Source organism: Pseudomonas sp. WOUb67 (assembly GCF_050058005.1).
Taxonomy (GTDB): Bacteria; Pseudomonadota; Gammaproteobacteria; order Pseudomonadales; family Pseudomonadaceae; genus Aquipseudomonas; species Aquipseudomonas putida_R.
In genome coordinates this window covers 1,282,237-1,295,706 of the sequence record NZ_CP170112.1, presented here as the reverse complement: position 1 = coordinate 1,295,706, position 13,470 = coordinate 1,282,237, and the positions used below count along the sequence as shown (strand labels likewise).

Sequence of the window (13,470 nt, the reverse complement as noted above, 5' to 3'; positions counted from 1 at the left end):
CAGTGAAAACCCTGTGGGAGCGGGCTTGCCCGCGAATAGGCCGGTACAGGCCGAAGATCAGCGCTTGGCCTGACGCTGGCGCACAGCCTCGAACAGGCAAACCCCGGTCGCCACCGAAACGTTCAGGCTGCTGACGCTACCGCCCATCGGCAACTTCACCAGGAAGTCGCAATGTTCGCGGGTCAACCGGCGCATGCCTTTGCCTTCGGCGCCCATGATCATCACCAGAGGCCCGGTCAGGTCCTGCTGGTAGATTTCCTGCTCGGCCTCGCCGGCGGTACCCACCACCCACAAGCCACGCTGCTGCAGCTTCTCCAGCGTGCGCGCCAGGTTGGTCACGGCCACCAGCGGAATCACCTCTGCCGCGCCGCACGCCACCTTGCGCACCACAGGCGTCAGGGTCGCCGACTTGTCCTTGGGCACCAGCACCGCCGTGGCACCGGCCGCATCGGCCGTGCGCAGGCATGCGCCGAGGTTGTGCGGGTCGGTGACACCGTCCAGCACCAGGATCAGCGGCGGCGTTTCGGTGCGTTCGAGCAACTCTTCGAGCATCAACTCGCCCCACACCTGGCTTGGGCTCACCTCGGCGACGACGCCCTGGTGCACGCCTTCAACCCAGGCATCCATCTCACGGCGCTCGGCCTGGCCAACTTGCACGCGGTTTTCCGCAGCCAGCGCCAGCAGTGTCTGCAAGCGTGGCTCGCTGCGCCCTTCCGACAGCCAGATCTGCTTGACCCGCTTCGGATGGTGCTTCAGCAATGCCTGCACGGCATGCACGCCGTAGATCTTTTCCAGCTGACTCATGACTTGCTCTTGCTCTTGCGTGGCGCACCGGACTTCGGCGGGCCTTTACGGTGCTTGGTCGGCTTGCCGGCGGGCTTGCCACCTTTGTCCGACTTGCTGCTGGACGCGCTGCCGGTGCGGGCATCGCTCATCAGCGCCTTTTTCATTTCACGGCTCTTGCGCACTTCGGCGTTACGCTGCACGGCGTCTTTCGGGAAATACGCCTCGGAGGTTTCGCTCTTGCGGCTGCGCGGCTTCGGTGTGGCCTTGGCTTCGACCGGTGCTGGCTCGGGCTTGTCGGCTTTGTCGGCAGCCGGCGCGGCGCCGCGCTGCTTGCGGCCGATCGGCGCAGCCAGCGTCTTGTCGGCCACTTCGAAGTCGATCTTGCGCTCGTCCAGGTCAACACGCATGACCTTGACTTCAATCGTGTCGCCCAGGCGGAAGCTGCGCCCGGTGCGCTCACCGGACAGGCGGTGGTGGACCGGGTCGAAGTGGTAGTAGTCGCCCGGCAGCGCACTGACGTGCACCAAGCCTTCCACATAGATGTCGGTCAGCTCGACGAACAGGCCGAAACCGGTCACCGCGGTGATCACACCCGGGAAGGTTTCGCCCACGCGATCCTTCATGTACTCGCACTTGAGCCAGTTGACCACGTCACGGGTGGCTTCATCAGCCCGGCGCTCGGTCATCGAGCACTGCTCGCCAAGCTGCTCGAGGGTGTTCTCGTCGTACGGGTAGATGCGCGCCTTGGGGATGCTCATGGCGCCGGCACGCTTGACGTGCGGGGTGTCGACCTTGGAACGGATGATGCTGCGGATGGCGCGGTGCACCAGCAGGTCCGGGTAACGGCGGATCGGCGAGGTGAAGTGGGTGTAAGCCTCGTAGTTAAGGCCGAAGTGGCCGTTGTTCTCGGTGCTGTACACGGCCTGGCTCAGCGAGCGCAGCATCACCGTCTGGATCAGGTGGAAATCCGGGCGCCCGGCGATGCTCGCCAGCAGGGCCTGGTAATCCTTCGGCGACGGGTCCTTGCCTTTGTGCAGGCTCAGGCCCAGCTCACCCAGGAAGGCACGCAGTTTTTCCAGGCGCTCCGGCGGCGGGCCGTCGTGCACGCGGTACAGGGCCGGCACGCCGTGCTTCTGCAGGAACTCGGCGGTGGCCACGTTGGCCGCCAGCATGCATTCCTCGATCAGCTTGTGGGCCTCGTTGCGCACGGTCGGGCGGATTTCCGCGATCTTGCGCTGGTCACCGAAGATGATGCGGGTTTCCTGGGTCTCGAAGTCGATGGCACCCCGGGTGTGACGGGCATCCAGCAGCACCTTGTACAGGTTGTACAGGTTCTTCAGGTCCGGCACGACATCCTTGTACTCCTCGCGCAGCGCCTTGCCCTCGCGGGTGCGGGCGTGCTCGAGCATGCTGCTGACCTTGTTGTAGGTCAGGCGGGCGTGGGAGTGGATGACGCCTTCGTAGAACTGGTAGTCGACCATCTGGCCGGCTTTGTTCATGGTCATTTCACAGACCATGGCCAAGCGATCGACGTGCGGGTTCAGCGAGCACAGGCCGTTGGACAGCTCTTCGGGGAGCATCGGCACCACGCGCTCGGGGAAGTACACCGAGTTACCGCGTTGCTGGGCCTCGACGTCCAGGGCCGAGCCCAGGCGCACATAGCTGGACACGTCGGCGATGGCCACATACAGGCGCCAGCCACCGGAGAACAGGCGCAGCTTGCCCAGCGGTTCGCAATAGACAGCGTCATCGAAGTCGCGGGCGTCTTCACCGTCGATGGTGACGAACGGCAGGTGACGCAGGTCGACGCGCTTCTCTTTGTCCTTCTCTTCGACTTCGGAGCGGAACTTGCGCGCTTCCTTGACCACATCTTCGGGCCAGACGTGCGGGATGTCGTAGCTGCGCAGGGCAACGTCGATTTCCATGCCCGGTGCCATGTAGTTGCCGATGACCTCGACCACATCGCCTTGCGGCTGGAAGCGCGGGGTTGGCCAGTGGGTGATCTTGATCTCGACGAACTGGCCAATCTTCGCGCCGCCGTTACGCCCGGCGGTCACCAGCACTTCCTGCTGGATCTTCGGGTTATCCGGGGTTACGTAGCCAATGCCGCCTTCTTCGAAGTAGCGGCCGACCACGCTTTCGTGGGCACGGGAGATGACCTCGACGACCACGCCTTCACGGCGCCCGCGGCGGTCGGTCCCGGACACTCGCGCCAGCGCGCGGTCGCCATCGAAGGCCAGGCGCATCTGCGACGGGCTGAGGAACAGGTCATCGCTGCCATCATCAGGGATGAGGAAACCAAACCCGTCGCGGTGGCCGGAGATACGGCCGCAGATCAGGTCGAGCTTGTCTACCGGGGCATAAGTGCCGCGCCGGGTATAGATAAGCTGGCCGTCGCGTTCCATGGCACGCAGACGGCGGCGCAGGGCTTCGATCTGGTCTTCTTCATACAGACCAAACTCTTTCGCCAGCTCCTCGCGCGCGGCGGGCTCGCCACGGTCGGCAAGGCGCTGCAGGATCAGCTCACGGCTGGGAATGGGGTTGTCGTATTTTTCCGCTTCGCGAGCGGCCTCGGGATCGAGGGATTGCCAATCGGCCATCAGAAGGGGTTCACCTTGGGGTATATAGATAGGAATTCTGGCATAGGCCTATTGAAACCGGAAATGTCTGGCTTGGACAGCCCCCACTGCTGTGCTTCCAGAGCAGTAATAGGCCTGTGGAATCAACAAGTTGAATTTTTTGAAATTTTTTTTGATTGGGGGGTTTACAGCCCTGGGGAGCGTCCGTATAGTGCGCACCACAACGACGGACAACCCCGACGTTGTAGTAGAGATGAACGGCGCTGTAAAGCATCTTGTAATCTCGAATGTGTGCCCAGGTGGCGGAATTGGTAGACGCGCTGGTTTCAGGTATCAGTGACCGCAAGGTCGTGGAAGTTCGAGTCTTCTCCTGGGCACCAAATATTTTCAAGTAATAGATGACCAAGGATCTGTTACTACTGTATGAAAGCGAACAATAGTCGCCTTCATCAGATGATGCAAAGCTTTGCCCAGGTGGCGGAATTGGTAGACGCGCTGGTTTCAGGTATCAGTGACCGCAAGGTCGTGGAAGTTCGAGTCTTCTCCTGGGCACCATACAAAAACCCACTAGCTTGCTAGTGGGTTTTTTCTTGCCTGCGTTTTTTGTCCATCCCTCCCTCCCTATCATCTCTTCCATTGCAATCCAGAATGATTCCTATCTAGGATTGAGCTTTCTCTCATGGAGCGAGCGAACGATGAGCATGGACCTGACCACCCCTCACCCGCTGCAGGCGTGTTGGGACCTGCAATTGGCGGGCCTCGCCGCCGATGCCCTGCGCGTGGCACTGACGATCAACCTGTTCGACCACCTCGAGCAATACATCGCCCCGGCTCAGCTGGCTACAGAGCTGGACCTGGAAACTTTCAATACTGGCTACCTGCTGGAAATGCTCTGGGCCCAAGGCTTGCTCGAGCGCGACGAACGGGGCAGGCACTACCGCAATGGCGAAACCGCCCGACGCTTTTTGACTCGAAGTGCCAGCGACTACTGCGGCGACGCCCTGCTCTTCCGCCATCAGGTGCTACGCCAGGCTGGCCAGCCACTGGAGCAAGCACTGCGCAATGGCTTGCCACCCGCATCAGCCCCCACCCCGGAAATGGCTCAACGCTGGGCCGAGGCGGCTCGCGTGCAGATTACCCAGGAGCAGCAGGCGGTTACTGTGGATGTGGCGCGCGCGCTGATCGAACGCTTGCCGCAGGCACCGCGCCTGCACCGGATGCTGGACCTGGGCGGCGGGCCGGGCCTGGTTACCATCGCCCTGGCCCGGCAGCTACCCGATTTGCACGGTGTAGTGTTCGACTTTGCCGAGACTGCGGCAGTGGCCCAGGAAAATATTGTTCGCGCCGGGCTGGAGAAGCGCCTTGGGGTCATTGGCGGGGATCTGGATCGTGGTGATTTTGGCAGTGGCTATGACCTGATCTGGTGTTCGTCGGTATTCCACTTTGCCCATGATCTTGACGGGTTGCTGCGACGGCTGCACACGGCGCTGAACCCAGGCGGGGCACTGGTGTGCTGCCATGCCGAGGTACCGGAAGACAAACAGACTGCGGCGCGAGTACTGCCTTATTACCTGCATATGCGCATGCAGGGGCGGCATGTATTGCCAGCCGGGGGGTTGGCCGAGCGGTTGCGCCACACGGGGTTTGTCGACGTGCGGCAGGAAGATGGCCTGAGGTACCCGGTTGCTCCGGTCACTGCGGTGATTGCCAGCAAGGTGTAATCCTGTTCCGGCCTCTTCGCGGCTAAAGCCGCTCCCACAGGGCCACCACAAACCTTGCGAGCTATACAGTACCTGTGGGAGCGGCTTTAGCCGCGAAGAGGCCGGCACAACCAGCGCACCTTCAGAACCCTGCACCATGGTCTGCCCATGAATTTCTCGTCACGCGGCCACTTGAGAAACAATTTCGTTTACCATTGTTTCCAAATATGTAGCCGTAAGCGAGGAAGTACCCGCATGACGATCCGCCCGCAACCGCTGATGCGCACCTTGGCCGCCGCCGTGCTGAGCCTGGTCATCGGCGCTCCGGCCGCCATGGCAGACGCACCGGTCACCCTGACCATGTACAACGGTCAGCACAAGGAAATCGGCGAAGCCATCGCCAAGGCCTACGAGGCCAAGACCGGTATTCACATCGACATTCGCAAGGGTAGCAGCAACCAGCTGGCCAGCCAGATCATCGAGGAAGGCGACCGTTCGCCGGCCGACATCATCTACACCGAAGAGTCCCCGCCCCTGAACAACCTGGGCGAGCTGGGCCTGCTGGCGAAGATCGACGACGCCACCTCGAACATGATGCCCAAGGAGTACGTTGGCGCCAACGGCACCTGGATGGGCATCACCGCCCGTACCCGCATCGTGGTGTACAACCCGAAGAAGGTCGACGAAAAAGACCTGCCAACCACGGTGATGGACTTCGCCAACCCTGAGTGGGAAGGCCGCGTCGGCTACGTACCCACCAGTGGTGCGTTCCAGGAACAGGCCGTGGCCATCCTGAAAATGCACGGCCGTGAAGCCACCGAGGAATGGCTGACCGGCCTGAAAGCCTTCGGCAAGACCTACACCAACAACATGGTCGCCCTCAAAGCAGTGGAAAAAGGCGAAGTGGCTGCGGTACTGGTGAACAACTACTACTGGTACGCACTTGAACGCGAACGCGGCAAGCTGGACACCAAACTCTACTACCTGGCCGACGGCGATGCCGGCAACCTGGTGACCATTTCCGGCGCGGCCGTGGTCAAGGCCAGCAAGCACCCGAAAGAAGCCCAGGCCCTGCTCAACTGGATGGCCAGCGAAGAAGGCCAGCGCGTGATCACCCAGACCACCGCCGAGTACCCGCTGCACAAGGGCATGGTTTCTGACCGTGGCCTGAAGCCGTTCGACGAGCTGCGCCCGCCGAAGATCTCGCCGGCCGACCTGGGTAACGCCGAAGAAGCCATCGAGCTTGAGCGCGAGGTCGGCCTGCTCTGATGACTGCCGCCCTGTCCGAACCGGCGCCGGTACGCTTCGTACCGCGCCGCAAGCGCCCCTCCATCTGGGTGGTGCTGCCTGTGCTGTTCCTGGTGGCGATGAGTTTGCTGCCACTGGCGTATGTCGCCATCAAAGCCTGGGAAGCCGGCTGGCGCGAAGCCTTGCACCTGCTGTGGCGCCCCTTTGTCTGGGGGCTGATGCGCAACACCCTGATGCTGATGGTCGGGGTGACGCTGACCTGCATGGTGGTCGGCCTGGCGCTGGCCTGGCTGCTGGAACGCAGCAACCTGGCCGGCCGTCGGCTGTGGGGCGTGGTGCTGTGCCTGCCATTCGCCGTGCCGTCGTTCGTCAGCAGCTTCACCTGGGTGTCGCTGAGTTCGGACTTCGAAGGGCTCGGCGGGGCGATCATGGTCATGGCCTTGTCCAAGTACCCGCTGGTGTTCCTGCCGGTGGCCGCGACCCTGCGCAACCTCGACACCTCCCTGGAGGAATCGGCGCGCACCCTGGGTTGCAGCCGCTGGGGCGTGTTCAGCAAGGTCACCCTGCCACTGCTGTGGCCGTCGATGCTCGGCGGTGCGCTGCTGATTGCCCTGCACATGCTGGTGGAGTTCGGCGCCTTGTCGATCCTCGGCCTGCAAACCTTCACCACCGCGATCTACCAGCAGTTCGAACTGGAGTTCAGCAACGCCAACGCGGCCATGCTGTCTGCAGTGCTGCTGGCGATGTGTCTGGTGATGCTGTGGCTGGAACTGCGGGTGCGCGGCAAGGCCCGCCATGTACGCATTGGGCAGGGTGTGGCACGCCGCGCGCAACCCGTGCGGCTGCGTGGCTGGGCAGTACCGGCACAGCTGCTCTGCGTGGCCCTGGCAGTGCTGGGCAGCGGTATTCCGCTGGCCATGCTCGGCTACTGGCTGAGCGTGGGTTCGTCGGCAGCGTTCCCGGTGGGGGCCATCTCCAAGGCGCTGTTCACCTCGCTGTCGGTGTCGCTTGGTGGTGCCGGCTTCTGTGTACTGCTGGCCCTGCCGATCAGCTTCCTGGTGGTGCGCTACAAGGGTCGGCTGGCGATCTGGGCCGAGCGCCTGCCGTACCTGCTGCATGCGCTGCCCGGCCTGGTGATTGCCCTGACGCTGGTGTTCTTCGCCCTGCACTACGTGCCGGCGCTGTACCAGACCACTGCATTGCTGCTGCTGGCCTATGCGCTGCTGTTCCTGCCGCTGGCGCAGTCGCCAGTGCGCACCGCGCTGAACAAGGCCTCGCCAACGCTGGAGGAGGCCGCACGCACGCTGGGTGCGAGCAGCTTTGCGGCGTTCTGCCGGGTAACCCTGCCGATCATCTTCCCGGCCATGGCCGCGGCTTTCGCGCTGGTGTTCCTGGATGCCATGAAGGAGCTGACTGCCACGCTGCTGCTCAGCCCGACCGGGATGACCACGCTGGCTACCGAGGTGTGGGCGCATACGGCCAACGTCGAGTTCGCGGCAGCGGCGCCTTATGCGGCACTGCTGATCGTGGTGTCGGGGCTGCCGGTTTATCTGCTGACTACGCGGATGTACCTGAACAAGGCGTAACCTTCTTCGCGGGCGTGCCGGCGATGAGGCCATCAGATGTTACGCAGCATCCGGCGCACGATTGGCCCATGCGCCTTGCCGACGGGCAGCATGTAGAGGCGGCCGAAACGATTGAAGCACTGCACCGAGGTGGTCACATTCAAGCGTTGCCGGCCCTGCCCTGCTTCATCCAGATCCATGCTCACCATCACCGCCAGGTGCGTATCACGCGAGGTCAGGACCAGTTGCTGGTCGCTGATTGCCTCGACGGTAAAGAAATCCAGCAGCTCACCCACCGCCGGCACCCGCTCGGGGTTGCGCGATGAGAAACCGTGGATAGTGGCAACGTTGAACCGGCGCGAGATGAAGTCGCGCAGGCGGAAGGCCATGGCCAGCCAGCCCGGAACGTCCGAGGTCATGGCGCAGTAGGCCTGGAGGGCGGTCATGGGTGCGGTGACGCAGATGCCATCGCTATGAAGAAAATCCAGTTCGGCCGGAGCGGCGACCAGTTGGGCGGACATGAACAACTCCCTTTGCCATGTGTCGCCGCCATCATAGCAACACCGCTTTGCCGAAACCCAACCGCTTTAAGCAGACACACAAGCCTGCACCAACCCTGTGGGAGCGGGTTTACCCGCGAACACCGGCGAAGCCGGTGCCATCCACCGCGCCGCCCTCTTCGCGGGTGAACCCGCTCCCACAGAGATCGGGATTCACCCGCGAATTTTATGCGCGGAATTGGCCAAGGCTTGCCCGTAGCTGCGCGGCCAGGTCATCCAGCACCTTGCTGCTGGCCGTGGTCTGCATCACCACTTCCGCCGAACGCTCGGCCTGGGCATGGATCGTCTCCACCCGCCCACGCACTGCCTGCGCCCCGCTCGCCTGTTGCTCGGCTGCGCGGGTGGCCAGGCCAATGGCCGCATGCACCTGCTCCACCGCTGCCTGCACAGACTGCTGCCGCCGCTCGTTGTCGCGCAGCACCAGCAGCCCTTCGCTGGCCTTCAGCCCGGCCTGGCTGATGGTCGCCACGGCCTCCTTGGCACCCTTCTGCAGCGCGGCGATGTGCGACTGGATATCCCCCGTGGAGCTTTGCGTCTTGCTCGCCAGCGCCCGCACCTCATCGGCCACCACGGCAAACCCGCGCCCGGTCTCACCTGCCCGAGCGGCTTCGATGGCCGCGTTCAGCGCCAGCAGGTTGGTCTGCTCGGCAATGCCGTGAATCACCGTCAGCACCACTTCGATCTGCTCGCTTTGCTTGGCCAGCCGCTCGATCACCTGGGAGCCCGCTTCCACCTGGCCTGCCAGGTTTTCGATCAAGCCTGCGAGTTGGGTCGAAGTGCGGCTGTTTTCGTCGGTGGCCTGGCGGATGTCCACCACCTGTTTCAAGGCCGCCTGCATCGCATGGCTTTCGGCCTGGGCTTCGTCGGCCATGCTCGAAAGGTCGCGCAGGCTGGCCGCCACCTCATCGCGCTGCAGTGCCGCAGCCGCATCGGCGCCGGCATTGCGCTGGGCCATCGCGCCAATCTCCACACCGGTACGCTGCGCCACCTCGCCCGCCTCACGCACGATCGGTTGCAGCTTGTCGACAAAGCGGTTCACCGCCGAAGCCATGTCGCCAATTTCGTCGCGGCTGTCGAGCGGCACGCGCTTGGTCAGGTCGCCCTCGCCCGCCGCCAGGTCGTCCAGGGCAGCAATCAACAGACGCAGCTTGCTCAGCACGCGGCGGCCAAGCACCACAGCCACCACCAACAGCACACCGAGGCCGACCAGCACCAGGCCCAGGCCAATGCGCCAGCGCAGTTCGGCAGCGGCATCGCGCACGGTCTGTGCGGTATTGGCCTGCATCGCGGCAGCACTGCCTTGCGCCTTCTCCAGGCGCTCACGCAGGGTTTTGCCGCTGTCGGCAGCAGCACCCACCAAGCTGTCGCCAACCAGTTGCTCACCGCTGGCAATCAGCGCCGCGAAGCGCTGGTCCAGGGCCTTGAGCTCCTGGTCGATACCGGCCGTGGAAACCCCCATCACCACCTTGCCGATTTCTGCGCCATTGGGGTTGATCGAAGCTTCGACAAAGTACACCGCCGGGTCGCGCCGGGCGGCCTCGATCACTTTGTCCAAAGCGCGCTCGCCCTGGCCCTTGTCCATCAACGCCTGGTTGATCGGGTTTTGCCGGTTCAGGTAACGGGTCAGGTGCTGGCCCTGGGCATCGTCGTAAACCACGAACAGCACGTTGGGGTTGCGCTGGGCACGCCGGGCAAAGTCGGAGAGCACTGGCACATCGTTGTCCCAGATTGCCCGCGGCGCAACCGAAGCCAGCAGCTCGGCCATGTCGTTGGCGGAGTCCTTCAGGTTCTTTTCCAGGGTGCTGCGCAGTTGCTGCTGTTCGCTTTTCAGGCGCTCCGACAACCCGGCGCTCAGGCGCTGGCGGGTGCTGCTGGACAGGCCGTCGAGGCCCGAGCGCACATCTTGCCCGGCTTGCTCCAGGTCATTGGCCAGCTGGCGGCTGTCGTTGCCCAGGCGTTCGCCAAGGTCGGCCTCCAGGGCGGTGACCGTGCTTCGGGTGAGCGCAACGGCAACCAGCACCTGCACCAAAAGAGCGATACCAAGGGCAACAAACACAGGCCGCAAAAGGCGGCTTCGTAACAGTGAGAGGATGGCAGACACGGTGTAACCCTCGTGTTTTCTGGCGCCACTATTTTGATGGCATCTACAGAAACTTCTTACAGCAAGGGTTGTGCCGGGGACAGGAGGGATAAACGCCAAGGTTCAGCAAGGTGGTTATCTGTGCCGGCCCTTTCGCGGGTAAACCCGCTCCCACAGGGTCACCCCATATTCCGAGATCTGTGGTGATCCTGTGGGAGCGGGTTTACCCGCGAAGGGGCCAGTACAGGGATACCCCACAAATGAAAACGCCGCAGCCCCTTTCAGGGCCACGGCGTCAGATCAGCCTGGAGGGCAGATCAGGCGAACGGATGACGCAGCACGATGGTCTCGTTGCGGTCCGGGCCGGTCGAAATGATGTCGATCGGCGCGCCAACCAGCTCTTCGATGCGCTTGATGTAGTTACGCGCAGCTTGCGGCAGCTCTTCCAGGGTTTTTGCACCCAGGGTCGACTCGCTCCAGCCTGGCATCTCTTCATACACCGGCTCCAGGCCGATGTAGCTGTCGGCATCGGAAGGCGCGTCAATGACAGCACCGTTCTCGTTCTTGTAGCCAACGCAGATGTTGATGGTTTCCAGGCCGTCCAGTACGTCCAGCTTGGTCAGGCAGATGCCCGAGATGCTGTTGACGTCGATGGCGCGACGCAGGATGACGGCATCGAACCAGCCGCAACGACGGGCACGGCCAGTGGTGGAACCGAACTCGTGGCCACGCTTGGCCAGGGTAGCGCCGGTCTCGTCGAACAGTTCGGTCGGGAACGGACCGGAACCCACGCGAGTGGTGTAGGCCTTGGTGATACCCAGGATGTAGTCCAGGTACATCGGGCCAACGCCGGAACCGGTGGAGATACCGCCAGCAGTGGTGTTGGAGCTGGTGACGTACGGGTAGGTACCGTGGTCGATGTCCAGCAGCGAGCCCTGGGCACCTTCGAACATGATGTCCTTGCCGGCGCGACGCAGGTTGTGCAGCTCGGCGGTGACGTCGAGCATCATCGGCTTGAGCTGTTCAGCGTAGGCCATGCACTCGTCCAGGGTTTGCTGGAAGTCGATGGCCGGCTCTTTGTAGTAGTTCACCAGCTGGAAGTTGTGGTAGTCCAGCAGCTCACCCAGCTTGGCAGCGAAACGCTCGCGGTGGAACAGGTCGCCCACACGCAGGCCGCGGCGCGCGACCTTGTCTTCGTAGGCTGGGCCGATACCACGGCCGGTGGTGCCGATCTTGGCTTCGCCACGGGCTTTTTCGCGGGCCTGGTCCAGGGCCACGTGGTACGACAGGATCAGCGGCGCAGCCGGGGAGATGCGCAGGCGCTCGCGCACCGGTACGCCCTTCTCTTCCAGCTTGGTGATTTCGCGCATCAGGGCGTCCGGGGCAACGACCACGCCGTTGCCGATCAGGCACTGTACGCCTTCACGCAGGATGCCGGACGGAATCAGGTGCAGAACGGTTTTTTCACCGTTGATCACCAGGGTGTGACCCGCGTTGTGGCCACCCTGGTAGCGCACTACGGCGGCAGCATGTTCGGTCAGCAGATCGACGATCTTGCCTTTGCCCTCATCACCCCACTGGGTGCCCAGGACGACGACATTCTTACCCATTACATTGGTCCTCATTCACGCAAACTTGGTTGCCGGCCTGTTGCCGACGCAGAAACTCACTGGGCCAGCGGCAGAACCTGCCAGCGCCCGTCTTGCTGAATCAATTGCCGATCACAATCCGCCTCGAGAGCAGCACTCAACGGCTGGCCAGGCAGGGCCTGGACCACACGCTGGCCCTCGTTGCGCAACTGGCAGACTTGCTGCCAGAGGGCCGCGTCGCCACTGTCCGGCATCCAGATGCCGCCCGTTGGCAATACGACCTCCGCTCGCCCCAGTGTGACCAGGGTCTTCAAATCCGTGGAGAAACCGGTGGCCGGGCGTGCCCGGCCAAAGTCGGCGCCGATGTCGTCGTAGCGCCCGCCCTGGGCGATCGATTGACCCTCGCCCGGCACGAACACCGCGAACACCACGCCGGTGTGATAGTTGTAACCGCGCAGCTCGCCGAGGTCGAAGTACAGCGGCAGGTCCGGGAAGCGCGACGCCAGGCGATCAGCAATCGACAGCAGGTCGTCCAGCGCCGCCAGCACGCCGGCCGGGGCACGGCCCAGGCGCACGCGGGCTTCGGCCAGCACTTCACGGCCACCGCACAGTTCGACCAGTGCGCGCAGCATGTTGCCCAGGTCTTTCGGCAGGTCGGCGGTCAGCGCCTGCACTTCGTCGACGGCCTTGCGCTGCAGGGCGTCGAACAGCTGCTGCTCGACCGCACCGGACAGGCCGGCAGCACGGGCCAGGCCGCGGTAGATACCGACGTGGCCCAGGTCCATGTGCACGTCCGGCACGTCGGCCAGTTGCAGCGTGGCCAGCATCAGGCTGATGACTTCCACGTCGCTGGTCGGGCTGGCATCGCCATACAGCTCGGCGCCCAACTGGATCGGGCTGCGCGAGGTGGACAGTGCACGCGGCTGGGCGTGCAGCACGCTGCCGGCGTAGCACAGGCGGCTCGGACCTTCACGGCGCAGGGTGTGGGCGTCGATGCGCGCCACCTGCGGGGTGAAGTCGGCGCGGAAGCCCATCAGGCGGCCGGACTGCGGGTCCACTACCTTGAAGGTGCGCTGATCCAGGTCCTGGCCGGCGCCGGTGAGCAGCGACTCCAGGTACTCGATATGCGGGGTGACGACCAGCTCGTAGCCCCAACTCTGGAACAGGTCCAACACCTGACGGCGCGCGATCTCGATGCGCGCAGCCTCAGGTGGCAGTACTTCCTCGATGCCATCTGGCAGCAGCCAGCGGTCTACCGTTGCCATTACGCCTTTTCCCCTCTGGTCCGGGCGGCTAGCCAGCAGGCGAGCCGTCAGTAAAGCCGGTATCGCGCACAGCAGCGGGCAGCACTGATCCCAGCGCA

The 13,470-nt window shown here is 63.7% G+C and carries 9 protein-coding genes, 2 tRNA genes and 1 pseudogene; 5 read left to right on the top strand and 7 right to left on the bottom strand.

All coding sequences use genetic code 11. The annotated features are described in order from the left end of the window. Positions 1-57 precede the first annotated feature (57 nt). Positions 58-804, bottom strand: a complete 747-nt coding sequence (gene rlmB, locus ABOC32_RS05735) for a 23S rRNA (guanosine(2251)-2'-O)-methyltransferase RlmB (protein ID WP_016501874.1) — start codon at positions 802-804, stop codon at positions 58-60. Then, positions 801-3,386: a ribonuclease R gene (rnr, locus tag ABOC32_RS05730; RefSeq protein ID WP_426810378.1), complete on the bottom strand. Its 2,586-nt coding sequence runs from the start codon at positions 3,384-3,386 to the stop codon at positions 801-803. Before rnr ends, rlmB begins: the two co-directional genes overlap by 4 nt. Before the next feature lie 272 nt (positions 3,387-3,658). Here rnr and ABOC32_RS05725 point away from each other — a divergent pair. The 5 genes from ABOC32_RS05725 to ABOC32_RS05705 all read left to right on the top strand — a co-directional run bounded on the left by ABOC32_RS05725 (position 3,659) and on the right by ABOC32_RS05705 (position 7,899). After that, positions 3,659-3,745: transfer RNA gene (locus ABOC32_RS05725), tRNA-Leu, on the top strand. 88 nt (positions 3,746-3,833) lie between these two features. Then, a tRNA-Leu gene (locus tag ABOC32_RS05720) sits at positions 3,834-3,920 on the top strand. Positions 3,921-4,060: 140 nt separating this feature from the next. Beyond that, on the top strand, positions 4,061-5,086 hold the full coding sequence (locus ABOC32_RS05715; RefSeq protein ID WP_426810377.1) for a methyltransferase: 1,026 nt from the start codon (positions 4,061-4,063) through the stop codon (positions 5,084-5,086). 234 nt (positions 5,087-5,320) lie between these two features. Next, positions 5,321-6,334 (top strand): extracellular solute-binding protein, encoded by a 1,014-nt coding sequence (locus tag ABOC32_RS05710; RefSeq protein WP_264360945.1) that lies wholly within the window; start codon positions 5,321-5,323, stop codon positions 6,332-6,334. Then, positions 6,334-7,899, top strand: a complete 1,566-nt coding sequence (locus ABOC32_RS05705) for an ABC transporter permease (RefSeq protein WP_426810376.1) — start codon at positions 6,334-6,336, stop codon at positions 7,897-7,899. The genes ABOC32_RS05710 and ABOC32_RS05705 overlap by 1 nt, the downstream gene beginning before the upstream one ends. A gap of 32 nt (positions 7,900-7,931) precedes the next feature. On the opposite strand, the gene ABOC32_RS05700 is transcribed toward ABOC32_RS05705, so the two are convergent. The 5 genes and pseudogenes from ABOC32_RS05700 to ABOC32_RS05680 all read right to left on the bottom strand — a co-directional run bounded on the left by ABOC32_RS05700 (position 7,932) and on the right by ABOC32_RS05680 (position 13,372). Continuing rightward, the gene (locus ABOC32_RS05700; RefSeq protein WP_426810375.1) at positions 7,932-8,399 is read right to left on the bottom strand and encodes a DUF2867 domain-containing protein; all 468 of its coding nucleotides are present in this window, start codon (positions 8,397-8,399) and stop codon (positions 7,932-7,934) included. Positions 8,400-8,604: 205 nt separating this feature from the next. Continuing rightward, complete coding sequence (locus tag ABOC32_RS05695) at positions 8,605-9,309, bottom strand: methyl-accepting chemotaxis protein (RefSeq protein ID WP_426811570.1); 705 nt, start codon at positions 9,307-9,309, stop codon at positions 8,605-8,607. A gap of 201 nt (positions 9,310-9,510) precedes the next feature. Further along, a pseudogene (locus ABOC32_RS05690) lies at positions 9,511-9,723 on the bottom strand (methyl-accepting chemotaxis protein); the annotation flags it as partial. A 1,112-nt stretch (positions 9,724-10,835) separates the two neighbouring features. Then, positions 10,836-12,128: an adenylosuccinate synthase gene (locus tag ABOC32_RS05685; RefSeq protein ID WP_234226687.1), complete on the bottom strand. Its 1,293-nt coding sequence runs from the start codon at positions 12,126-12,128 to the stop codon at positions 10,836-10,838. Positions 12,129-12,184: 56 nt separating this feature from the next. After that, positions 12,185-13,372 carry an ATP phosphoribosyltransferase regulatory subunit gene (locus ABOC32_RS05680; protein ID WP_016501880.1) on the bottom strand — a complete coding sequence of 396 codons (1,188 nt, stop codon included), beginning with the start codon at positions 13,370-13,372 and terminating at the stop codon, positions 12,185-12,187. Positions 13,373-13,470: the final 98 nt, after the last annotated feature.

What these genes read in the sequence shown, in the direction of transcription:
- rlmB (WP_016501874.1), bottom strand. Translation starts at nt 804, where the DNA reads ATGAGTCAGCTGGAAAAGATCTACGGCGTGCATGCCGTGCAGGCATTG.
- rnr (WP_426810378.1), bottom strand. Translation starts at nt 3,386, where the DNA reads ATGGCCGATTGGCAATCCCTCGATCCCGAGGCCGCTCGCGAAGCGGAA.
- ABOC32_RS05715 (WP_426810377.1), top strand. Translation starts at nt 4,061, where the DNA reads ATGAGCATGGACCTGACCACCCCTCACCCGCTGCAGGCGTGTTGGGAC.
- ABOC32_RS05710 (WP_264360945.1), top strand. Translation starts at nt 5,321, where the DNA reads ATGACGATCCGCCCGCAACCGCTGATGCGCACCTTGGCCGCCGCCGTG.
- ABOC32_RS05705 (WP_426810376.1), top strand. Translation starts at nt 6,334, where the DNA reads ATGACTGCCGCCCTGTCCGAACCGGCGCCGGTACGCTTCGTACCGCGC.
- ABOC32_RS05700 (WP_426810375.1), bottom strand. Translation starts at nt 8,399, where the DNA reads ATGTCCGCCCAACTGGTCGCCGCTCCGGCCGAACTGGATTTTCTTCAT.
- ABOC32_RS05695 (WP_426811570.1), bottom strand. Translation starts at nt 9,309, where the DNA reads ATGGCCGACGAAGCCCAGGCCGAAAGCCATGCGATGCAGGCGGCCTTG.
- ABOC32_RS05685 (WP_234226687.1), bottom strand. Translation starts at nt 12,128, where the DNA reads ATGGGTAAGAATGTCGTCGTCCTGGGCACCCAGTGGGGTGATGAGGGC.
- ABOC32_RS05680 (WP_016501880.1), bottom strand. Translation starts at nt 13,372, where the DNA reads ATGGCAACGGTAGACCGCTGGCTGCTGCCAGATGGCATCGAGGAAGTA.